Annotated in this window: 26 protein-coding genes; 17 read left to right on the forward strand and 9 right to left on the reverse strand. The window is 63.4% G+C overall.

Annotated features, from left to right (window positions below):
• Positions 1-40 precede the first annotated feature (40 nt).
• The 5 genes from J2W40_RS02995 (at position 41) to J2W40_RS03015 (ending at position 3,425) form a co-directional block, all read left to right on the forward strand.
• On the forward strand, positions 41-475 hold the full coding sequence (locus J2W40_RS02995) for an HPr kinase/phosphorylase (RefSeq protein WP_310221919.1): 435 nt from the start codon (positions 41-43) through the stop codon (positions 473-475).
• Entirely contained in the window at positions 472-1,410 is a 939-nt protein-coding gene (rapZ, locus tag J2W40_RS03000; RefSeq protein WP_096063224.1) for an RNase adapter RapZ, read from the forward strand. Before J2W40_RS02995 ends, rapZ begins: the two co-directional genes overlap by 4 nt.
• Before the next feature lie 22 nt (positions 1,411-1,432).
• Positions 1,433-1,837, forward strand: a complete 405-nt coding sequence (locus J2W40_RS03005) for a PTS sugar transporter subunit IIA (RefSeq protein ID WP_037477253.1) — start codon at positions 1,433-1,435, stop codon at positions 1,835-1,837.
• Positions 1,834-2,106, forward strand: coding sequence for an HPr family phosphocarrier protein (locus J2W40_RS03010; protein ID WP_037477255.1), 273 nt, complete (start codon positions 1,834-1,836; stop codon positions 2,104-2,106). The genes J2W40_RS03005 and J2W40_RS03010 overlap by 4 nt, the downstream gene beginning before the upstream one ends.
• A 92-nt stretch (positions 2,107-2,198) precedes the next feature.
• On the forward strand, positions 2,199-3,425 hold the full coding sequence (locus J2W40_RS03015; protein ID WP_310221920.1) for a dicarboxylate/amino acid:cation symporter: 1,227 nt from the start codon (positions 2,199-2,201) through the stop codon (positions 3,423-3,425).
• Between the two features lie 141 nt (positions 3,426-3,566).
• On the opposite strand, the gene J2W40_RS03020 is transcribed toward J2W40_RS03015, so the two are convergent.
• The 4 genes from J2W40_RS03020 to mutM form a co-directional block, all read right to left on the reverse strand.
• Complete coding sequence (locus J2W40_RS03020; RefSeq protein ID WP_310221921.1) at positions 3,567-4,160, reverse strand: peptidylprolyl isomerase; 594 nt, start codon at positions 4,158-4,160, stop codon at positions 3,567-3,569.
• 39 nt (positions 4,161-4,199) lie between these two features.
• The gene (gene dnaA / locus J2W40_RS03025; RefSeq protein ID WP_310221922.1) at positions 4,200-5,606 is read right to left on the reverse strand and encodes a chromosomal replication initiator protein DnaA; all 1,407 of its coding nucleotides are present in this window, start codon (positions 5,604-5,606) and stop codon (positions 4,200-4,202) included.
• A 423-nt stretch (positions 5,607-6,029) separates the two neighbouring features.
• Positions 6,030-6,293, reverse strand: coding sequence for a 30S ribosomal protein S20 (gene rpsT, locus J2W40_RS03030; protein ID WP_310221923.1), 264 nt, complete (start codon positions 6,291-6,293; stop codon positions 6,030-6,032).
• Positions 6,294-6,411: 118 nt separating this feature from the next.
• Positions 6,412-7,224 (reverse strand): bifunctional DNA-formamidopyrimidine glycosylase/DNA-(apurinic or apyrimidinic site) lyase, encoded by an 813-nt coding sequence (mutM, locus tag J2W40_RS03035; protein ID WP_310221925.1) that lies wholly within the window; start codon positions 7,222-7,224, stop codon positions 6,412-6,414.
• A gap of 81 nt (positions 7,225-7,305) precedes the next feature.
• Here mutM and J2W40_RS03040 point away from each other — a divergent pair, with 81 nt between their 5' ends.
• The 9 genes from J2W40_RS03040 to J2W40_RS03080 are packed head-to-tail and all read left to right on the forward strand — an operon-like array spanning position 7,306 to position 13,489.
• Entirely contained in the window at positions 7,306-8,037 is a 732-nt protein-coding gene (locus J2W40_RS03040; RefSeq protein WP_310221926.1) for a class I SAM-dependent methyltransferase, read from the forward strand.
• A 7-nt stretch (positions 8,038-8,044) separates the two neighbouring features.
• Positions 8,045-9,586: a 2-polyprenylphenol 6-hydroxylase gene (ubiB, locus tag J2W40_RS03045; RefSeq protein WP_310221927.1), complete on the forward strand. Its 1,542-nt coding sequence runs from the start codon at positions 8,045-8,047 to the stop codon at positions 9,584-9,586.
• Positions 9,583-9,879 (forward strand): nucleotidyltransferase family protein, encoded by a 297-nt coding sequence (locus J2W40_RS03050; RefSeq protein ID WP_310221928.1) that lies wholly within the window; start codon positions 9,583-9,585, stop codon positions 9,877-9,879. Before ubiB ends, J2W40_RS03050 begins: the two co-directional genes overlap by 4 nt.
• Entirely contained in the window at positions 9,879-10,229 is a 351-nt protein-coding gene (locus tag J2W40_RS03055; protein ID WP_310221929.1) for a HepT-like ribonuclease domain-containing protein, read from the forward strand. Before J2W40_RS03050 ends, J2W40_RS03055 begins: the two co-directional genes overlap by 1 nt.
• Positions 10,226-11,530: a bifunctional phosphopantothenoylcysteine decarboxylase/phosphopantothenate synthase gene (locus J2W40_RS03060; RefSeq protein ID WP_310221930.1), complete on the forward strand. Its 1,305-nt coding sequence runs from the start codon at positions 10,226-10,228 to the stop codon at positions 11,528-11,530. Before J2W40_RS03055 ends, J2W40_RS03060 begins: the two co-directional genes overlap by 4 nt.
• Positions 11,505-11,960, forward strand: coding sequence for a dUTP diphosphatase (dut, locus tag J2W40_RS03065; RefSeq protein ID WP_310221931.1), 456 nt, complete (start codon positions 11,505-11,507; stop codon positions 11,958-11,960). The genes J2W40_RS03060 and dut overlap by 26 nt, the downstream gene beginning before the upstream one ends.
• A gap of 4 nt (positions 11,961-11,964) precedes the next feature.
• On the forward strand, positions 11,965-12,372 hold the full coding sequence (locus J2W40_RS03070) for a hypothetical protein (protein ID WP_310221932.1): 408 nt from the start codon (positions 11,965-11,967) through the stop codon (positions 12,370-12,372).
• Positions 12,369-13,136, forward strand: a complete 768-nt coding sequence (locus tag J2W40_RS03075; protein WP_310221933.1) for a HesA/MoeB/ThiF family protein — start codon at positions 12,369-12,371, stop codon at positions 13,134-13,136. The genes J2W40_RS03070 and J2W40_RS03075 overlap by 4 nt, the downstream gene beginning before the upstream one ends.
• On the forward strand, positions 13,124-13,489 hold the full coding sequence (locus J2W40_RS03080; RefSeq protein ID WP_310221934.1) for a DsrE family protein: 366 nt from the start codon (positions 13,124-13,126) through the stop codon (positions 13,487-13,489). Before J2W40_RS03075 ends, J2W40_RS03080 begins: the two co-directional genes overlap by 13 nt.
• A 1-nt stretch (position 13,490) precedes the next feature.
• Here J2W40_RS03080 and J2W40_RS03085 read toward each other — a convergent pair whose 3' ends face one another.
• From J2W40_RS03085 to J2W40_RS03095, 3 genes are read right to left on the reverse strand one after another with little or no spacing between them, the layout of a single operon-like run.
• Positions 13,491-13,664: a hypothetical protein gene (locus J2W40_RS03085; RefSeq protein ID WP_310221935.1), complete on the reverse strand. Its 174-nt coding sequence runs from the start codon at positions 13,662-13,664 to the stop codon at positions 13,491-13,493.
• A 2-nt stretch (positions 13,665-13,666) separates the two neighbouring features.
• Positions 13,667-13,876 (reverse strand): helix-turn-helix transcriptional regulator, encoded by a 210-nt coding sequence (locus J2W40_RS03090; protein ID WP_310221936.1) that lies wholly within the window; start codon positions 13,874-13,876, stop codon positions 13,667-13,669.
• Positions 13,873-14,292, reverse strand: coding sequence for a hypothetical protein (locus tag J2W40_RS03095; RefSeq protein ID WP_310221937.1), 420 nt, complete (start codon positions 14,290-14,292; stop codon positions 13,873-13,875). The genes J2W40_RS03090 and J2W40_RS03095 overlap by 4 nt, the downstream gene beginning before the upstream one ends.
• A gap of 192 nt (positions 14,293-14,484) precedes the next feature.
• Between J2W40_RS03095 and thrS the strand changes: the two genes are divergently transcribed.
• The 3 genes from thrS (at position 14,485) to J2W40_RS03110 (ending at position 19,469) form a co-directional block, all read left to right on the forward strand.
• A complete protein-coding gene (thrS, locus tag J2W40_RS03100) occupies positions 14,485-16,473 on the forward strand; it encodes a threonine--tRNA ligase (protein ID WP_310221965.1) in 1,989 nt (662 codons plus the stop codon).
• Positions 16,474-16,602: 129 nt separating this feature from the next.
• Positions 16,603-17,136 (forward strand): translation initiation factor IF-3, encoded by a 534-nt coding sequence (infC, locus tag J2W40_RS03105; protein WP_310221938.1) that lies wholly within the window; start codon positions 16,603-16,605, stop codon positions 17,134-17,136.
• A 257-nt stretch (positions 17,137-17,393) separates the two neighbouring features.
• The gene (locus J2W40_RS03110) at positions 17,394-19,469 is read left to right on the forward strand and encodes a TonB-dependent receptor domain-containing protein (protein ID WP_409050334.1); all 2,076 of its coding nucleotides are present in this window, start codon (positions 17,394-17,396) and stop codon (positions 19,467-19,469) included.
• A gap of 33 nt (positions 19,470-19,502) precedes the next feature.
• On the opposite strand, the gene msrA is transcribed toward J2W40_RS03110, so the two are convergent.
• Together msrA and J2W40_RS03120 are read right to left on the reverse strand one after the other, a co-directional pair.
• The gene (gene msrA, locus J2W40_RS03115) at positions 19,503-20,174 is read right to left on the reverse strand and encodes a peptide-methionine (S)-S-oxide reductase MsrA (RefSeq protein ID WP_310221940.1); all 672 of its coding nucleotides are present in this window, start codon (positions 20,172-20,174) and stop codon (positions 19,503-19,505) included.
• A complete protein-coding gene (locus J2W40_RS03120; protein WP_310221941.1) occupies positions 20,161-20,313 on the reverse strand; it encodes a hypothetical protein in 153 nt (50 codons plus the stop codon). Before J2W40_RS03120 ends, msrA begins: the two co-directional genes overlap by 14 nt.
• Positions 20,314-20,537 lie beyond the last annotated feature (224 nt).

A 20,537-nucleotide genomic window follows, 5' to 3' on the forward strand; every position in this document is an offset into this window, starting at 1 on the left:
TTGCAAGGCCGCCAACACAGGGTAGAAGGGCGGCCGACTTATGGCGCGCGCATTGTCATCCGAAACGCTTCATGCGACCAGCGTGGCCATAGAAGGCCGCGCCGTGCTGCTATGTGGCAAGAGCGGCGTCGGCAAGTCGGACCTCGCCCTGCGCCTGATTGATCGCGGCGCAACACTGGTCAGCGACGACTATACGCTGCTCAAGCGCATCGACGGCCAATTGCTTGCCAGCGCACCGGACCGGATCGCGGGCCAGATCGAGATACGCGGCATGGGCATCGTTGCCATGCCCCATGTCGATGATGTCCCCGTCGCCTTGCTCATCGACCTGTTCGACAAGGTCGATCGCATGCCGCTCGAACCCTTGCTGCGCACGATCGCGGGCCTGCCGATCCCGGTCTGGAAGGTCGCTCCGTTCGAAGCCTCCGCCCCGATCAAGGTCGAATGGCTGCTGCGTGCGGTGCCGATCGCATGACTCTCTCGCACCCCAAATCCATCCTGCTGCTCTCGGGCCTGTCGGGCGCGGGCAAGACCACCGCGCTCAAGACGCTGGAGGATATGGGCTGGGAAGTCGTGGACAATCTCCCCCTCGTCCTGCTCGACCGGCTGCTCGACACCCCCCTGCCCGCCGGTTATGCGGGCGAGGATGAGCGGCCGCTGGCGCTTGGCATCGACGCGCGCACCCGTGGCTTCGACGCCGGTGCCATCGTGCGGCGGATCAAGGCGCTGCGCGAACGCCATGGCCATGATGTCGAAACCCTGTTCCTCGATTGCTCCGACAGCGAATTGGAACGCCGCTTCGCCGAAACGCGCCGCCGCCATCCGCTCGCGCTCGATCGCCCGGCGGCCGACGGCATCGCCCGCGAGCGCGAACTGACCGAGGCGCTGCGCCGCTGGTCGACCCAGGTGATCGACACGACCAGTTTCACCAGCAACGCGCTGCAACAGGAAATCCGCAGCCGCTTCTCGCGCGAGCGGCTGTCCGATCCGGTATTGACCATCTTGTCGTTCGGTTTTTCGCGCGGCGTGCCCCGCAATGCCGATTTGATGTTCGACATGCGCTTCCTGCGCAATCCGCACTGGGACGAAACCTTGCGCCCGCGCACCGGCCTCGACCCTGACGTCGCTGCCTATATCGCGGCTGACCCGGCCTATGAGCAGGCGGTCAGCAAGATCGAGGATCTGCTCGCCACCCTGTTGCCGCGCTATGCGGAGGGCGGGAAAGCCTATATCACTATCGCCTTCGGCTGCACCGGCGGCAAGCACCGCTCGGTCCATGTTGCTGATCGTGTCGCACGCTACTTGCAAGATGCGGGCTTTTCGCCCACGGTCCTGCACCGCAATATTGAATCGACGCCGCAGGATAGTCTGGAGAAGCGTCGTCCGGGAGGCCCGAAAGCAACGTCATGAAGCAGGTGGGCCGCAAAAGCAGATGATCGGACTCGTACTCGTCACTCATGGGTCGCTCGCGACCGAATTTGTCGTCGCGATGGAACATGTCGTCGGCCCCCAGCAGCAGATCGAAACGATCTGCATCGGGCCGGAAGACGATATGGAACTGCGCCGCGCGGACATCGCGACCGCCGTGGCGCGCGTCAATGACGGCAGCGGCGTCATCCTGCTCACCGACCTGTTCGGCGGCACCCCATCCAACCTCGCCATCTCGCTGCTGAAAGCCGGTGAGATCGAGGTGATCGCAGGCATCAACCTGCCCATGCTCATCCGCCTCGAAAGCGCGCGCAAGGTCATGGATGTGCGCGCCGCCGTCGCCGCCGCGCGCGAAGCAGGGCAGAAATATATCAGCGTAGCGTCGGAACTGTTGGGCAGCACCACATGAATGAAATCAGCCAGGAAGTGCGTATCAGCAACAAGCGCGGCCTCCACGCCCGCGCCAGCGCCAAATTCGTGACCCTGGCAAGCGGCCTGCCCGCCGACATCATCGTCAGCAAGGATGGCAGCCACGTCACCGGCACGTCGATCATGGGCCTGATGATGCTGGGCGCCGCCATGGGCGACAGCATCACGATCAAGGCCACTGGCCCCGAAGCGCATGATTCGCTCGGCAAACTGGTGAGCCTGGTCGAAGACAAATTCGGCGAGGAGTGAAAACACGCTCTCCATCTTTCCCTTGATGGACAGGTAGATAGCGGCATAGTCCCGTCTGGTCCGTTTTGCGGCTGAAAAGGGAGCGCTCGTCCATGTCCTTGACCGTCCGCATCCTTGTCGCGCTGATCCTGGGCCTTGCGGGTGGAATCGCTCTGGCCGAGTGGGGTCAGGGGTGGGACGTGCCGCTGCTGTCCGTCGCGCAGCCGGTCGGCAAGGCGTGGCTCAACGGCCTGCAAATGCCGCTCATTCCGCTCATCTTCGCGCTGTTGGTCACGGGCATCGCGCAGGCGGCCACGACTGCGCGGACCAATGGCATGGCCGGGCGCGCCATTGCTCTGTTCGCCATCCTGCTGGTCGCCTCCTCCACTGTCGCTGCGCTCGTTGGGCCGTTGCTGCTGCAGCTGTGGCCAGTCCCCGCAGGCGCGGTGGGCATGTTGACGGGGGCGCAGGGCGCGGCGGAGGTGCCCGGCGTGCGGCCATCGGCAGACTGGGTGCTGGGCTTCATCCCCGCCAATCCGATCAAGGCGGCCGCCGAGGGCGAGGTCGTTGCCGTCGTGCTGTTCGCGCTTATCTTCGGCTTTGCCGTGACCCGCATCACCGACGCCCGCCGTGCGCAATTGACCGGCCTGTTCGACGCGCTGACCGATGCGCTGCTGGTCGTGGTGCAATGGGTGTTGTGGCTCGCCCCCATCGGCGTGTTCGCGCTGGCGCTGGTGGCGGGCGCGCGGTCTGGCCTCGCCACCGCTGGCGCGCTGCTCCACTATATCGTCTTCATCGTGCTGATCTGCCTGGTCGTCACCCTGCTCGTCTATCCGCTGGTGACGCTGCTCGGCCGAATCGCGCCCGGCCGCTTCGCCCGCGCCGCCTTCCCGGCTCAGGCCATCGCTTTCTCGACCCAAAGTTCGATCGCCTCGCTGCCCGCTATGATCCAGGCGAGCGACGGACCGCTGGACGTCCGCCCGACCACGCGCAGCATCGTCCTGCCGCTCGCCATATCGCTATTCCGCATTACCAGCCCGCCCGCCAATCTGGGTGTCGCCCTCTATGTCGCGGCAATGAACGGGGTGGCGCTGGGGCCGGTGCAATTGGCGATGGGCGTGGCGGTCGCCGCGATTGTCAGCCTGGCCGCCGTCGGCCTGCCGAGCCAAGTGAGCTTCTTCACCACCACTGGTCCCATCTGCCTCGCCATGGGTGTGCCGGTAGAGGCGCTGCCGCTGCTGCTGGCGGTGGAGACGGTGCCCGACATCTTCCGCACCGTCGGCAATGTCACCGCCGACATGGCGGTAACGCGCATCATCGATCAGAAAGGTCGGTCATGATCGACTGGATTGTCGCCACGATTTTTGAAACGATATGGGATGCCTTGGCGCAGCTCGCTCGCCGGATCGGCGGGAAAGGATGCTTCTGGGCGGCTATCCTCTTGCCAGTCGCAGTGCTGTGCATATTCTATCTGCTGATTGCTATCGCGGCACCCGGCGCGCCGTCAGGATCTTGACCGGCGCTTCGAGCATCTGGCCCTTCATCACGCCCTCGCCTGCCGTGGCAGATTTGGGCGCGGCCAGAATGGTTTTCACCACGTCCATCCCTTCGACCACATGGGCGAAGACGGCAAAACCCTGATTGTCGCCCGGCGCGTCCGGCTGGGCGTCCATGGCGGGCATCTTGCCCAGCACGATGAAGAAGTCGCCGGTCGCGCTCCCCGGCGCATAGCGCGCCATCGACAGCGCGCCCTCATCATGGGTGAGGCCCGTCTGGCTGGTCGGTTCATGCTTGATCGGCGGCCGGATGCGCTTGGGGTCATTCTGTGCCCCGCCCTGCACGAAGCCATAATCGGCGGCGCCGACGCCGCGATAGAAGACGGTGCCGTCCAACCGCTTCTGATCGACATAAGCGAGGAAATTGGCGGCGGTGACGGGCGCCTTGTCGGCATGGACGGCGATCACGATCCGCCCCGCCGCTGTGTCGAGCGCTACCCGCACATCGGCGGGTGCCTGCGCCAAGGCGGGCGAGAGGGTCAGGAATACGGCGAGCCAAAGGGCAAGGGAGCGAATCATGCCGCCAGCCTAGCCCTTCATGCGCCCGACGCCAGCCCCTCAGCCCTCCAACTGGCGCAACAGCGCGCGGACGTCAGCGTCGATATCGGGATTGCTCTCGCGCAACTGCTCGATCGTGCGGACCGCATGGATCACCGTGCTATGATCACGCCCGCCAAAGATGCGGCCGATTTCGGGCAGCGAACGCGGCGTCATCTTCTTGGCGAGATACATCGCCACCTGACGCGGCCGGGCGACGGCGCGAGCGCGGCGCTTGGAGCGCATTTCCGACACGTCGATCCGGAAATGCGCGGCGCAGACCTTCTGGATCTCGTCCACGGTGATGCGCCGGGCATTGGCCCGCACGGCGTCGGCCAGCATCCCCTGCGCAAAGTCCAGGTCGATCGCCCGACCGGTCAACTGGCCATAGGCAACAAGCTTGTTGAACGCGCCTTCCAACTCGCGCACGTTCGACCGGATCGAGCGGGCGAGAAAGTCGATAACGGCATCCGGTACCGGCGGATCGCCCGCCACCGCGCGCTTGGCTTCGAGGATCGCCAGGCGCAGCTCAAGGCTGGCGGGCTGGATATCCGCCACGAGGCCACCGGCGAGGCGCGACAGGATGCGCGGATCGATCGATTCGAGCGCCTGGGGTGCCCGGTCGGCGGTCACGACGATGCGCGCGCCGGTGTCGATCAGATCGTTGATCGTGTGGAGAAACTCCTCCTGCGTCGACCCCTTGCCCGCGATGAACTGGATATCGTCGATCAGCAACAGCCGCGCCGCGCGCAACCGTGCCTTGAACGCCATCGTTTCATTGGCGCGCATCGCATTGACGAACTCCATCATGAAACGCTCGGCCGACATGTAGAGAACTGGCGCGCCGGGCGAGTGTGCGGCAAAGGCTGCCGCAATCGCATGCAGCAGATGCGTCTTACCCTGGCCAGTGCCGCCCTGGATGAACAGCGGGCTGAAACGCGGCTGCGCTTCGGCTGCCATCGCCTTTGCGGCCGAGCAGGCCAGTTGATTGCTCTCGCCCACCACGAAGTCGGCAAAGCCATGGCGCGGCGTGAAATTGACGGCGCTGGCGACGGCTTGCGGCAACAGGTCGATGACCGGCTCAACGGTCGTCACGTCGAGCAGTCGCGGGCCGCTGGCGTCGGGGGCACGGCGGACACGAATGTCGCGCACCTCCGCCCCGGCGCTGCGCCACGCCATGCGCAGGCGGTCGCCAAACTGGCCCGTCACGAAATTCGCGCTGAAATCCGTCGCAACCAGCAAATCGAGCGTCTGCGAGTCGGGGCAATAATCGCCCAGCCGGACAGGCTTTAGCCATTGGTCGAACATGCGCGCGCCAATGTCGCGGCGCAGACCGGCGCGGATCATCGTCCAGGTGGTTTCGAGGTCGGCATGTGCCTGTCCCCCTGCATCCTCCTGCCAATCCACCACGCCTATATTTTCCGTCATTATCGTGCCGACCCTACCAATATGCCCCCTGCCTACGGGCAGGAACCAGCGACGCGAACGAACCCTTTCGGCAAAAGCCCCTGCTTTGCCGAGTCCATCCCATCCACTGACTAAATGACGGCCGCACAGAGATGATTCGACGGCGGCCGGATGTCGAAAATAGACAGGGCGGCTCCCTCCAATCAAGGGCGCGGCGGTTCAAAAAAATGAAATAAAGCCGTTGACTCGGCAAACCCGCGGAAAAGGGTTAGTTGCGAAAATATCGCCATTTTTGAGTTAGTTATTTGGTTATTATCTTGGGGATACCAGTCGAATCGCGGGAATTGCTTGTGTCCGCTGTGTGACCGTCTTGTGAATGAACACGAAAAAGCCCGCTTCCCTCATGGGAGCGGGCTTGTTCAGTCCCTGGAAACGGGAGAAGGCTTAGGCGAGCGCGCTGACAGCCTTGGTCAGGCGGCCGAACTTCCGCGAAGCGGTGTTCTTGTGCATCACGCCGCGCGCGACGCCGCGTGCCATTTCCGGCTGAACCGACTGCAGCGCAGTGGTGGCAGCGTCCTTGTCACCAGCGGCGAGAGCGGCTTCCACCTTCTTCACCAGGGTGCGGATCCGGCTGATGCGGGCACCATTGATTGCGGCGCGACGTTCGTTGCGGCGGATGCGCTTCTTGGCTTGCGGCGTATTGGCCATTTAGAGTCCTCGGTTCTCATCACTATTTGAAAAGAGACCAGTCGGACTCGCCAACCCGCCTCATGAAGGTGCGCGCCTTACAGGGGTTCGTTCCGGTCGTCAACCAGTCGGACCCGCTTCACCGCTGGCATGTCGGACAGAAAAAGGTCGATCGCCCACCATCGACGCGCCGCTGCACCGTGCCGCCGCAGGGGCATAGTTCGCCTTCACGACCATAGACGCGCCACTGCTTAGAAAAATAACCCAATTCGCCGTCCGGCCGCGCATAATCGCGCAGCGTCGATCCGCCCGCGACGATCGCGGCCGCCAATACCGTGCGAATCGAATCGACCAGCAGGACGAGGCGCGGACGACTGATCTTCCCCGCCGCCCGTGTCGGCGCAATGCCTGCCATGTTGAGCGCTTCGCACACATAGATATTGCCCAGGCCCGCCACGATTCGCTGGTCGAGCAGCGCCGCCTTGATCGACGTCCCCTTGCCCTTCAACACGGCCGCCAGATAGGCGGCGTTGAAATCAGGCCCCAATGGTTCCGGCCCCATCCGGGTGAACGGGGCATAGGTGTCCCACGCCTCGCTGCGCACCAGATCAATAAAGCCGAAGCGACGCGGATCGTTGAGCGCCAGTTGCCGCCCTGCCCCGGTCTCCAGGATCAGATGATCGTGCGTGCCGATCTCGGTCGGGTCCACCCGCCAGCGGCCCGACATGCCGAGGTGAAAGATCATCATGTCGCCCCGGTCGGTGGCGATCAGCCCATATTTGGCGCGCCGCGTCAGCACCGTGACCGTCGCGCCGGTCAGCCGCTGGCGCAGGTCCACAGGGATGGGAAAGCGCAAGTCCGCGCGACGCGGTTCGACACGGGCAAGGACTGCGCCCTCCAGCACGGATCGAAGGCCCGCAACGGTGGTTTCGACTTCGGGAAGCTCTGGCATAAGGACCATCTAGGCAAGAGCGCTTCCAATTCCCAGCTTCTTGGCTGGAATGGCACGCAATCTCTGTCTAGAGGATCAATTATGAGCGAAACAGCATCCTTTGGCTATCGGGACGTCGATGCCGCCGAAAAACAGGCCATGGTTGGCGAGGTTTTTTCCAATGTCGCGGCCAAATATGATCTGATGAACGACGCCATGTCGGTGGGCGCGCATCGTTTGTGGAAGGACCAGTTCGTCGCCCGCGTCAAACCGCGGCCGGGCGAAGCGATCCTCGACATGGCGGGCGGCACCGGCGACATCGCCTTTCGCATGCATAAATATGGGGCCGACGTCACCGTGTCGGACATCAACCCCGAAATGCTGGGCGTGGGCCTGGAGCGCGCCAAGAAGAAGGGGCTGGAAGGCCTCCTCTGGTCGGAACAGAATGCGGAGCAACTGACCTTCGCCGATCGCAGTTTCGATGCCTATACGATCGCCTTCGGCATCCGCAACGTGACGCATATCGACCAGGCATTGGCGGAAGCGCATCGCGTGCTGAAATTTGGCGGGCGCTTCTTCTGCCTCGAATTTTCGACCACGACCTGGCCGGGCTTTTCGGACGTTTACGACGTCTATTCGCACAAGCTGGTGCCGCAACTGGGCAAACTGTTTGCCAATGACGCCGACAGCTATCGCTATCTCATCGAATCGATCCGCCGCTTCCCGCCCATGCCCAAGTTCGAAGGCATGATCCGCGACGCCGGATTCGTGCAGACCAAGGTCGAGCCGATCCTGGGCGGCCTGGTCGCGATCCATTCGGGCTGGAAGATTTGATCCCCGCATGACGTCGCACATCACCCACATCTGGCGGCTCCTCAAATGGGGGCGCACGCTGGCGCGCCATGGTGCGCTGCGCGGAATCGAACGCGACCCGCTGACGCCAGCGTCGGTGCGGCGGCTCGTGCGGCTTGCCCGTTTCGGTGCCCGCGTGCCCAAGCAGCCGCGCTATGCCGATGCCTTCCAGTCGATCGGCCCAGCCGCGATCAAGCTCGGACAGACGCTCGCGACCCGGCCCGATCTGGTTGGGGAGGAAGCGACACTTGACCTGCTGCGCCTGCAGGACGCGCTGCCGCCCGTCCCGTTCGACACCATCCGCAAGCAGATCGAAACGAGCTTCGGCCGACCGCTGGAGGCCATTTATGCCCGCTTCGATGAAGCGCCGGTGGGTGCAGCCTCCATCGCGCAGGTGCATCGCGCGCTCACCACCGATGGCCGCGATGTCGCGGTCAAGGTGATCCGCCCCGGCGTCGCGGAACAATTCAACCGCGACATCATGACCTATGAATGGGCCGCGGCCCATATCGAGCAATTGGGCGGTGAAATCGCCCGGCTGCGCCCGCGCCTGGTCATCGCCAATATGAAGCGCTGGACCGCGCGCGAACTCGACCTGCGGCGGGAAGCCGCCTCCGCGTCGGAACTCGCCGAAACGATGGTGGCGGAACCAGGCTATCGCATTCCCACGATCGATTGGGATCGGACGACCGGCAAGGTCATGACGATGGAATGGATCGACGGGATCAAGATTTCCGACCGCGAAGCGTTGATCGCGGCGGGGCATGACTTGCCCGCCATCGCCGCGCGGCTGGTCAACGCCTTCTTGCGGCAGGCGATTGCGGAGGGCTTCTTCCACGCCGACATGCATCAGGGCAATTTGTTCGTAACCGCCAATGGCGACATCGTCGCGATCGACTTCGGCATCATGGGGCGGATCGACCGGCGTGCGCGGATGTGGCTGGCGGAAATTCTCTACGGCCTGATCACCGGCAATTATAAGCGTGTCGCGGAAATCCATTTCGAGGCGCAATATGTGCCCGCGCACCATGATATGGCCGAATTTGCGACCGCCCTGCGCGCCGTGGGCGAACCGATGCGCGGCAAGCCGGTGCGCGAATTGTCGGTCGGCGGGATGCTGGACGGGCTGTTCGCCATCACCCGCGATTTCGACATGCAGACGCAGCCGCATCTGCTGCTGCTGCAAAAGACGATGGTGATGGTGGAGGGCGTGGCGACCTCGCTCGACCCCGACATCAACCTGTGGGAAACCAGCGGTCCCTATGTGAAGGGCTGGCTGCGCGATGAACTGGGGCCTGAAGCCAAGGCCGCCGACACGCTGATCGAAAATTGGCGCACCTTGCAGCGACTGCCGGGCCTCGTCCGCCGGATCGAGGACGCTTTCCCGGAAAAGGGCGGCGCCCCGCCCCCGCCCCCGCTGACCGAAGTGAAACTCATCCGCGTGGGCGGCGGCTGGCGCTATGCGGTGGTGGCGATCATGGCTGCGGCGGCTGGCGTTGGGACGACTTTGCTATTATCTTCCTCGCTATGACCCGCGAAGAAGCCATTGCCCGGATCAAACCGCATGAGGCGGAACTGCGCGCCGCGGGTATCACCTCGCTCGCCCTGTTCGGATCGGTGGCGCGCGGCGAAGCGCGCCCGGATTCCGACGTCGATCTGATGTGTGACATTGAAAAAGGCAAGGTTGCCAGCCTGCTCGACTTCATCGGGTTGCAACTCCGATTGGAATCTATTCTTGGTGCCTCGGTCGATCTTGCAGAACGCAAAATGCTGATGCCGACAATTGCTCGCCATGCCAGTCGAGATACGGTGCCTGTTTTCTGATGCTGGCGGAAGATCGTGATCTTGCCTACTTGCAGACGATCGTGCTGCTCGCAGAACGTATCAAAGCCCATCTTGATAAGCTGACGGTCGCCCATTTCATGGACAGCTACGACGATATTGATCTGCTGTCCTATCGCCTGTCGATGGTCGGTGAATATGCCAACAAGCTGTCAGCGAGTTTCCGCGCCAGCCACGATCATATGCCCTGGATCGCGATGATCGGCCTGCGCAACATCGTGGCGCATGAATATGCGCGCGTCGATCCCGGCCGGATATGGGCGACAGCGACCAACGAACTGGCCGCTCTTGAAAAGCTATGCCGGGATCAAATCGAATTGCGCGAGTCATGACCCCCCGCATCCTCCTCATCATTTCCGGCGGTATCGCGGCGTACAAGTCGCTCGAACTCGTCCGTCTGCTGCGCAAGCGCGGGATGACGGTGCGGGCTGTCCTCACGCAATCCGCGCAGCAGTTCGTGACGCCGCTGTCGCTAGGGGTGCTGACCGAGAATCCGGTCTTTACCGACCTGTTCAACCTGAAGGACGAACAGGAAATCGGCCATATCCAATTGAGCCGTCAGGCCGATCTGGTCGTGATCGCGCCCGCGACGGCCAATATCCTCGCCAAGATGGCGAACGGCATTGCCGACGACCTTGCCACCACCTTGTTGTTGGCGACTGACAAGCCGGTGCTGGCGGTGCCTGCGATGAATGTGCGGATGTGGCATCATCGCGCGACCCAGCGCAATCTGGAACGGCTCCACGCCGACGGCGTCCACATCATGACGCCCGACGATGGTGCGATGGCGTGCGGCGAATTTGGCACCGGACGGCTGCCGGAACCCGACGCGATCGTTACGGAAATCGAACGGCTGTTGGCGATGTCAAAGAGCGGTGATCCGCTCGACGGACAGCCGGATTTCTCTCCACCTCCGTTCGGTTCGAGCTTGTCGAGAACGCCGCACAACGTTCTCGACAAGCTCGAACCGAACGGGGTTAGCTTGCGCGGCAAGCATATCCTCATCACCGCCGGTCCCACCCATGAACCGATCGACCCCGTGCGCTACATCGCCAATCGATCGTCGGGCAAACAGGGTTTCGCCATCGCCGCCGCCGCCGCGCAGGCGGGCGCGCGGGTGACGTTGGTGGCGGGGCCGGTGCATCTGCCCACCCCTCAGGGCATCACGCGCATCGATGTCGAGACCGCCCGCGAAATGCTGGTAGCGGTCGAGAGCGCCCTCCCCGCCGACGTCGCGATCATGGTCGCGGCCGTGGCCGACTGGCGTACCGCCGATGCCGCCGACCAGAAGCTCAAAAAAGATGGCTCCGGCCAGCCCGCGCCGCTCACCCTCGTCGAGAACCCCGATATCCTCGCGACGCTCGGCCACCATGCCCAGCGCCCCACCCTGCTCATCGGCTTCGCGGCCGAAACGCAAAAGATCGCGGAACATGCCCAAGCCAAGCTGGCCCGCAAAGGCGCGGACTGGATCGTCGCCAATGACGTATCGGGCGACGTGATGGGCGGCGACGCCAATGCGGTGCAGATCGTCACCGCGTTCGGCATCGACGCCTGGCCCGTCATGCCCAAGGATCAGGTCGCGCAAAAACTCATTGAAAAGGTTGCTGATGCCCTCTCCCCTCACGCCGATTGATATCCAGCTTAAACGCCTGCCCCATGGCGAGGGGCTGCCCGTCCCCGCCTATGCCACCGCCCATGCCGCGGGCATGGATGTGGTGTCGGCGGAGGAACTGATCCTGCAACCGGGCGGGCGGCACGCGGTCGCGACGGGTTTCGCCATGGCGATTCCGCAAGGCTATGAGGTGCAGGTTCGCCCCCGGTCGGGGCTGGCGCTCAAACATGGCATCAGCCTGCCCAACACGCCCGGCACGATCGACGCCGACTATCGCGGCGAGCTGAAGATCATCCTCATCAATCTTGGCGACGCCCCCTTCCCGATCCAGCGCGGCGACCGCATCGCCCAGCTGGTGGTCGCCCCCGTTCAGCTTGCCAGCTTCGTCGAAGTCGATAGGCTGGACGATACCGAACGCGGACAGGGCGGCTTCGGTTCGACAGGAGTGTGACGCGATGACGATGCTGCTTTCGCTGATGCTGGCCGCAACCCCGGTAGCGGCCGCGGACGCGCCGCCCATGCCGACCGATCTGGCGAGCGTGCCGGTGATCGAGAACTGGCTGGGGCGCAAGATATCGCCGCGCTGGTCCGAGGAAGTGGCCAAGCTCTATCGACGCGGGGAATGCAGCGGCGCTGTGCCCTATGAGGGAGCGCACCTGCTCGAAATCGACATGCTGTTCCTACTGACCGGCGACGGCAAGCCCTTGAAGGTGGCACCCGTCAACGCCCGCTGCCCCGGCATCGAGAAATTCGTAAGCGGCCGCATCCTTGGTTCGCTGCGTGGTTCCTTCCCCAAGACCGGCGCAACGCAGCCGCGCTGGATGCGCTCGCAGGTCCGCTTCCTCTGGTCCGACGCGCCGTGACCCTTACCGATGATCAGCTTGATCGCTATGCCCGGCATATCGTCCTCAAGGAAATCGGCGGAGCGGGCCAGGCGCGGTTGCTGTCGGCCGATGTCGCGCTGATCGGCGCGGGTGGCATCGGCAGCCCGGCGATCCTTTATCTCGCGGCGGCAGGCGTCGGCACGATCCGCGTGATCGACGATGACGAAGTCGCCCTGTCCAACCTGCAACGGCAAATCCTGTTCGGCACCCCCGATGTCGGCTCGCCCAAGGCGGAAGCGGCGATGGCGGCGGTCGCCCGGCTGAACCCCGACGTGAAGCTGATCCCGATCAACGCCCGCATCGATGCCGACAATGCCGCGCTGATGCTGCGCGATGCCGATGTGGTGCTGGACGGCAGCGACAGTTTCACCACCCGTCTGGCAGTGGCCGACGCTGCCCACCGGCTCCGCATTCCGCTGGTGTCCGCAGCCGTCGGCCCGTTCGAGGGGCAGATCGCCACCTATCGCGGATGGGAGGCGGACAAGCCCTGCTACCGCTGCCTGGTCGGCGCAGCGCAGGATGCGCCGGAGCGCAACTGCGCGGAAACCGGCGTCATCGGCGCACTCACGGGCGCGATGGGCAGCCTCGCCGCGCTGGAGGTGATCCGCGCGCTGGTGCCGTTCGGCGCGGACATGGCCGGACGCTTGCTGATCGCCGACCTGCTCTCCATGCGCTTCCGCACGCTGGACGTGCCCAAGGATCCGGCCTGCCCAGCCTGCGCCGCGCATCTATGCGTCCCCTGAGGATCATCGTCGCGACGGCTGATGCCGAGCGGTTGCGCGGCGCGCTGATCGTGGCGAGTGCCCATGCCGCGCTGGGCGGCGCGGCGGCCTTGTTCCTGCAACTCGACGCCGTAGGCCTGCTCCGCGCCCCGATCGTCGCGCCCCAGGATGACGCCCATCGGGCAGCGGGATTGCCCGACCTCGCCGCCGTGCTGGCCGAAGCCCAGGCCTTGGGCGTCATGATCAGCGCCTGCCAGAGCGGGCTGGCGCTGTACGGAATGACGGCGGAGGCCCTACCAAGCAGCGTCGATGTCGGCGGCCCGGTCGGCTTTCTGCAAGCAACCCCGGACGAAGCGCGGTTGCTGCTGGCCTGATCTAGCGAAGCACCGGCAGGTAACGCCAGCCCTCCATGCGGCCCGTGCGAGCGCTTGCCTTCACGACAGAGTCCGAGGCGAATATCCCGTCAGGCAGAGGCAGCAACCGGAAATGCGCCGCACCGGCTAAGGCGAACAGGCAGAACAGCGCCGCCGCCAGTCCATAGCCCCGCATATTCATGCCTCCTGCTGCTGCGCATCCCGCAGGAAAATATCCTCTATCCGCGCACCGAACAAGTCGGCAATCCGAAAGGCGAGCGGCAGCGACGGATCATATTTGCCCGTTTCTATCGCATTGACGCTCTGGCGCGATATGCCAAGCTGCGCAGCCAGATCGCCCTGGCTCCACCCCCGCTCGGCGCGCAACAGCTTCAGCCGGTTCTTCACGCACAGCCCGCCACGCCGGTTTGCCGCCAATTGACCAACTGACCCACCGCCAGCCCCACACACCACAAGGGCCAGACGAAAAAGACCGACAGCGCAGGCACGGTGGTAAAGAGTTCGAGAAGGCCCCAGACGTTGGTGATCGCCAAGGCAAAGCCGGTCGCGATCAGGAATTTGCGTATTTCCAACATGCGCAGATATTCATCGTCCAGTTCCACGAGGAAGCGCGCCATCGCCCAGATCCAGCCCAAAGCGGCAAGGCCGGGCACCAGCGCGATCGCCACGGTCGCGACATTCGCCGCCGCGCCGTCAGGGATCAGCCAGGATGCCAGACCCACGGCCCCGACATAGGCAAGGCTAAGCGGGATCATGCGGCCGGTATAGCGCCGATAGGCGGGGTTTCGAGATGCGTTGGTCATGTCAGCCCTCCTGCATGTGATGACAAGCACCCTTTACATATCTCATATCGCGCATGTCAAGTTACATTGACATCACCGCCCGCGCATTCCCCAGCCCCTTCCCTTGACAGGCCGAACCGCCCATTTATGGGGAAGGCGCGGCTTTTTCGGGCCGCGACATAGCCCGTATTTCAAGGAAATCCCGTGTCCGCCATGCTCAAAATCACTCTGCCCGACGGTTCCGTGCGTGAAGTCGCGCCCGGCACTACTCCGGCGGATATTGCAGCAGCGATCGGGCCGGGCCTCGCCAAGGCCGCCATCGCCGCGCGGGTCGATGGCGAATTGCGCGACATCATGCGCCCGCTGGAACAGGACGCAGCGCTCGCGCTGGTGACGGCCAAGGATGAAGCCGATGCGCTGGAACTGGCGCGGCATGACTTTGCCCATGTGCTGGCCGAAGCGGTCCAGCATTTGTTCCCCGGCACCCAGATCACCTTTGGCCCGTCGACCGATGACGGCTTCTACTATGACTTCGCGCCCAGCGCGGATCGTGGCCCTTTCACCGACGACGACCTGCCCGCGATCGAGGCAGAGATGCGCCGCATCATCGCCGCCGACAAGCCGTTGATCCGCAAGGAGATCGACCGCGAGACGCTGATCGCGCAGTGGCAGGCTGCGGGTGAGACGTTCAAGGCGGAATGGGCCGCCGAACTGCCCGGCGACGAGCCGCTGACGGTCTATCATTCGGGTGATGGCTGGTACGACATGTGCCGGGGGCCGCATCTCGCCTCCACCGGCCGTCTCAACCCGGACGCCTTCAAGCTGACGCGCGTATCGGGGGCCTATTGGCGCGGCGACCAGAAGAATGCGATGCTCAGCCGCATCACCGGCACCGGCTGGCTCAACAAGAAGCAGTTGGCCGAGCATCTGACGCGGCTGGAAGAAGCGGCCAAGCGCGATCATCGCAAGCTGGGCGCAGAGATGGACCTGTTCCACCTGCAGCAGGAAGCGCATGGCAGCGTCTTCTGGCATCCCAAAGGCTATCTCATCTGGCGTCAGCTCGAAGCCTATATGCGCCGCGCGATCGACGATGCGGGCTATCGCGAGGTCAAGACGCCGCAGGTGATGGACGCGCGCCAGTGGGAAATTTCGGGCCATTGGGGCAAATATCGCGAAAATATGTTCGTGATCCCCGACGAAGTGCCCAATGTCGAGGATGAAGGCCCGCTGGTATCGGACGATGCCGACTGGATGGCCTTGAAGCCCATGAACTGCCCGGCGCATGTGCTGATCTTCCGTCAGGGGATCAAAAGCTATCGCGACCTGCCGATGCGCCTCTACGAAAATGGCTGCTGCCATCGCAACGAGCCGCATGGCGCGCTCCACGGCCTGATGCGGGTGCGCCAGTTCACCCAGGACGACGCGCATATCTTTTGCCGCGAAGACCAGATTGTCGAGGAAGTCCGCGCCTTCTGTGCGTTGGCCGATCGCATCTACAAGGATTTCGGCTTCACCTACTCGATCAAGCTGGCGCTGCGCCCCGAAAAGCGGTTCGGCAGCGAAGAGATGTGGGACAAAGCGGAGAATGAACTGCGCGACGCTGTCGCCGCCGCGGGTCTGAACACGCCGGAATATGGCTGGGAAGAACTGCCCGGCGAAGGCGCCTTCTACGCGCCCAAGCTGGAATGGCATCTGACCGACGCGATCGGCCGCACCTGGCAGGTGGGCACGATCCAGTCGGACCGCGTGCTGCCCGAACGACTCGACGCCAGCTATGTCGGCGAAGATGGCGCACGGCACCGTCCCGTCATGCTCCACCGCGCGATTTTCGGCAGCTATGAACGCTTCATCGGCATCCTGATCGAACATTATGCCGGTCGCTTCCCGCTTTGGCTTGCCCCGGTGCAGGCGGTGGTTGCGACCATTGTGTCCGACGCCGACGACTATGCCGCCGAGGTGCTGACCAAGCTGCGCGCAGCGGGAATCCGCGCCGAAGCCGACATCCGCAACGAGAAGATCAATTACAAGGTGCGCGAACATAGCCTCGCCAAAGTCCCCAATCTGCTGGTCGTGGGACGACGCGAGGCGGAGGAAGGCAAGGTCGCGCTGCGCGTGCTGGGCAGCGATGGCCAGACCTTCCTTTTGCTCGACGAAGTGATTTCGCGCCTTGCAAATGAAGCCCGCTCGCCCGATATGTGTTGAGGCAGCAATGCCACAGGGTTCGTGATTCCGCTTGCGCAGGACCACGGACCCCTTTCGGCTTTGCCAAAAAGCCGCTAAGAGCCACTGGTTTTTGCAACGACCATAGGAGATACTGCTATACGTCCCCCAATGATGCGCCGCCCACTGGCGCCGCCGCCGAAATCCGGCCCTCGCTACAATGAATTCATCACGGTCCCCAAAGTCCGCGTGATTGACGGGGAAGGCGAGAATCTGGGTGTGATGTTTACGCAGGAAGCGATCGAACAGGCAGCCGATGTCGGCCTCGACCTGGTCGAAGTCTCTCCGACCGCAGACCCGCCGGTCTGCAAATTTCTGGACATCGGCAAGTTCAAATACGAAGCCCAGAAAAAGGCGAATATCGCTCGCAAGACCCAGAAGACGCAGGAACTCAAAGAGATCAAAATGCGTCCGAACATCGACGATCATGACTATGATACGAAGATGAAGAAGGTCCATAGTTTCATCGAGGATGGCGACAAGGTGAAGATCACCCTGCGCTTCCGCGGCCGCGAACTCAGCCACCAGCAGCTTGGCATGGCCCTGCTGCAGCGGGTTGCGGAAAATGTCGCCGAAACCGCCAAGGTCGAAGCCTATCCCCGCATGGAAGGCCGCCAGATGCTGATGGTTCTCGCGCCGAAATAAGCGCGTCCGTCAGGGCTCAAAAGATACAGAGGGCGGTGCCGCAAGGTGCCGCCCTTTTTGGTAGCGCGCTGCCGAAACGCCATTTGTAACAAAGTATTGCCCTGCCGGTCTGGCACCCCTCCCCCACTTGACGATCGCGCCCTTGCCCGTCATCCGGCACTTCATATACTGCGACTTACTCGCAATATTAACTGGGGTGAATGTTGATGAACCGGGGTTCCATGCTGTTGTCACGATCCAACCGGCTGCGCGTCAGCATGCTGGCGTTGGTCGCCGGATTGTCACCATGGTCGGCCATGGCGCAGGGCCCCGAAGAGGCCGACGACCAGTCGAACGCGATCGTCGTCACGGCCGCCGGATACGCCCAGGACATCGTCGAAGCCCCCGCCAGCATCACCGTGCTGGGCCGCCAGGAATTGCAGGAAAAGCGGTTCGGCAGCCTGGCCGAAGCCTTGCAGGATGTGCAGGGCGTCGATGTCGGCGGCGAAGCGGGCAAGACCGGCGGCCTCAACATCTCGATTCGCGGCATGCCAAGCGATTATACGCTGGTCCTGATCGACGGCCGCCGCCAGAATGCGCCGGGCGGCGTCACCCCCAATGGTTTCGGCGAAACCTCCACCAGCTTCCTGCCGCCCTTCTCCGCGATCGAGCAGATTGAGGTCGTGCGCGGGCCGATGTCCACCCTCTACGGGTCAGACGCGATGGGCGGCGTCGTCAACATCATCACGCGCAAGGTGGGCGACCGCTGGGTCGGCACCGCCACGGCCGAAAGCACCATCCAGGGCGATGATCGCTTCGGCAATATCCAGTCGATCAACGGCTTTGCCCAAGGTCCGGTGATCGACAATTTGGTCGGCCTGACCCTGCGCGGCAGCATTTTCCATCGCGAAGGATCGGATATCCCCATCCCCGGCGATCCAGCGTTGACGCTCGGCCGCAATCCGGTGCGGTCGGACATCTACACCTATGGCGGTCGCCTGACTTTCACCCCCCATGCCGATCATGACCTGTGGATCGAATATGATCGCAACGAGCAGACTTACGACAATAGCGAAGGGCGGCTGGGGACGCTGGGGTCGGGCGGCTATACCCCCGAACAGCAGTTCAACCGCAGCAACTATGTCATCGCCCATAGCTGGCGTATGGGCTTTGGCCAACTCGACACCACGCTGACCCGCAACGACACGGAAACCATCGGCCGCCTCATCCCCAATGGTACGCCGGGCGCGACGCCGGGCAGCCCCCGTACGCTCGAAGCGCGCAACGACATCATCGATTCGCGTTTCGCGGGCAAGGTCGGCGCGCTCGCCTTCACCGTCGGCGGCCAATATTGGAAAGCCCGGATGGTCGAGGGCGTCGCGCCCAAACCTTTCAGATTCACCCAGTGGGCGGGCTTTGCCGAAGCGACCTGGACGGTCGTGGATGGCTTCAACCTGACCGGCGGCGCGCGCTATGACGATCATTCGACCTTCGGCAGCAAATGGTCGCCGCGCGCCTATGCGGTGTGGAACATCAACGACAATGTGACGCTCAAGGGCGGCGTCAGCCGCGGCTTCAAAACGCCGCGTGTCGAACAGATTGCCGAAGGGATCATCGGTTTCGGCAATCAGGGCCGCACGCCGTTCATTGGGACACCGGGCCTCACGCCGGAAACCAGCACCAGCTATGAAGCCGGTCTCTATTATGACAGCCATGGCTTTTTCAGCGGGAACATTACCGTGTTCAACAATGATTTCGATGACAAGATCGCGACCGGGGCGGGCATTCCCAACTGCCAGTTTGCGGGCAATCCTAATCGGCCGGGCTGCCTGGATGTCGGCTTCTTTCCGACGGTCGATCTGCTGGGCCAGTCAATCAATATCGACAAGGCGCGCACGCGCGGCGTGGAGGTCGCAACCCGTTTCGCGTTCACGCCCCGCCTGTCGCTATCGGCCAACTATACCTACACCGAAAGCGAGCAGCTAAGCGGCGCGGAAGAAGGCCTGCCGCTGGTCGGCATGCCCAAACATATGCTGAACGGCAATCTCCGCTGGAAGTTGGGCGACAAAGCCAGCGTCTGGGCGCGCGCCGAGATCCGGTCGAGTCGCTATCGCGGCAATAATGCGCAGCAAAATGCCGTCGGCGATTTCCGGGGATATGAGTTGTTCCACATCGGCGGTTCCTACCAGATCGCGCCTGCCTTCCGTCTGGCGGCCACCGTCAACAACATCTTCGACACCGACTATGCCGAATATGTCTCCTATCAAAGCGGCACAGCCACGATCTTCACGCCTGCCTATGCCATCAATCAGGAAGGTCGTCGGCTGTGGCTGTCGGCAACGGTGGACTTTTAAGCGCGGATGGTCGGGACGAACCGCGCCGCCCATTCAGGCGGACGGTTTGTCCCGATACAGGTCTGGAAACATCGTCTTGAACGCTGCCAGCTTGGGCGCATCCCAGCGCAGTATATAGGGATGGCGCGGGTTCTTGCGCATGAAATCCTGATGATAGGTGTCGGCGTCCTGGAAGCCGGTGAAACGCTCAACCTTGGTCACGATCGGATCGCGCCATAGTCCTGCCTTGCTGAGCTGAGCGAGATAAGCGGCGGCCGCCTTCCCCTGCTCGGCATTCAACGGATAGAGCGCGCTGCGATATTGGGTGCCGCGATCCGGCCCTTGCTGGTTCAGCGTCGTGGGATCGGCGATCACGGAAAAGAAGACACGCAGCAGGGTGCCATAGCTGACCTGCTTGGGATCGTAGGTGACACGGACAGCCTCGGCAAAGCCCGTATTGCCGCCGCTCACCATCTCATAGTCAACGCGGCGGTTATTCGGCCCGCCGGCAAAGCCCGACTTGACGAGTTGCACGCCCTTCACATGGGAAAAGACGCCCTCGACACCCCAATAGCAACCACCGGCAAACACCGCGGTTTCCAGCGCACGGGTCGGCACCGCGTCAACTGCGGCGACAGGCGCAAGCACCGCGCGCTCGGCGCGCAGCGGCGTTGCCAGCGCCAGCCCCGCCAAGGTGGCAAGAAAAAGGCGATTAACGCGCCGCACTGCTACTGCCAGTCGCGGCGATCGCTGCGCTACTCAAAATTGGCTGTTCGCTGGGTTGGAGCAAAACCATCCCGACAACACCGATCGCAAAACCGCCCGCGAAGCGCAGGAACAATTCGGATTTCAAAAATGCCACCATGGCCTGTGCCTTTCCTGTTCTGGTTTCGGCGATCTGTGCCGTGTGGTTACATGCGCCTGTCTTGCCCTTCGCTGAATGATCGGCGGCCGTTTACCGGCTTTCGACCAAGGCTTCAGGAAGAACGACCAGCAACGTGCAACCTTAATCAGTTTCCTTCTGCAACGGGGATATAGCGCCCGTCGCGCCGTCTACAAGACGGCACGGGTCGAAAAGGACCGTTTCCA

Source organism: Sphingobium xenophagum (assembly GCF_031457465.1).
Taxonomy (GTDB): Bacteria; Pseudomonadota; Alphaproteobacteria; order Sphingomonadales; family Sphingomonadaceae; genus Sphingobium; species Sphingobium xenophagum_A.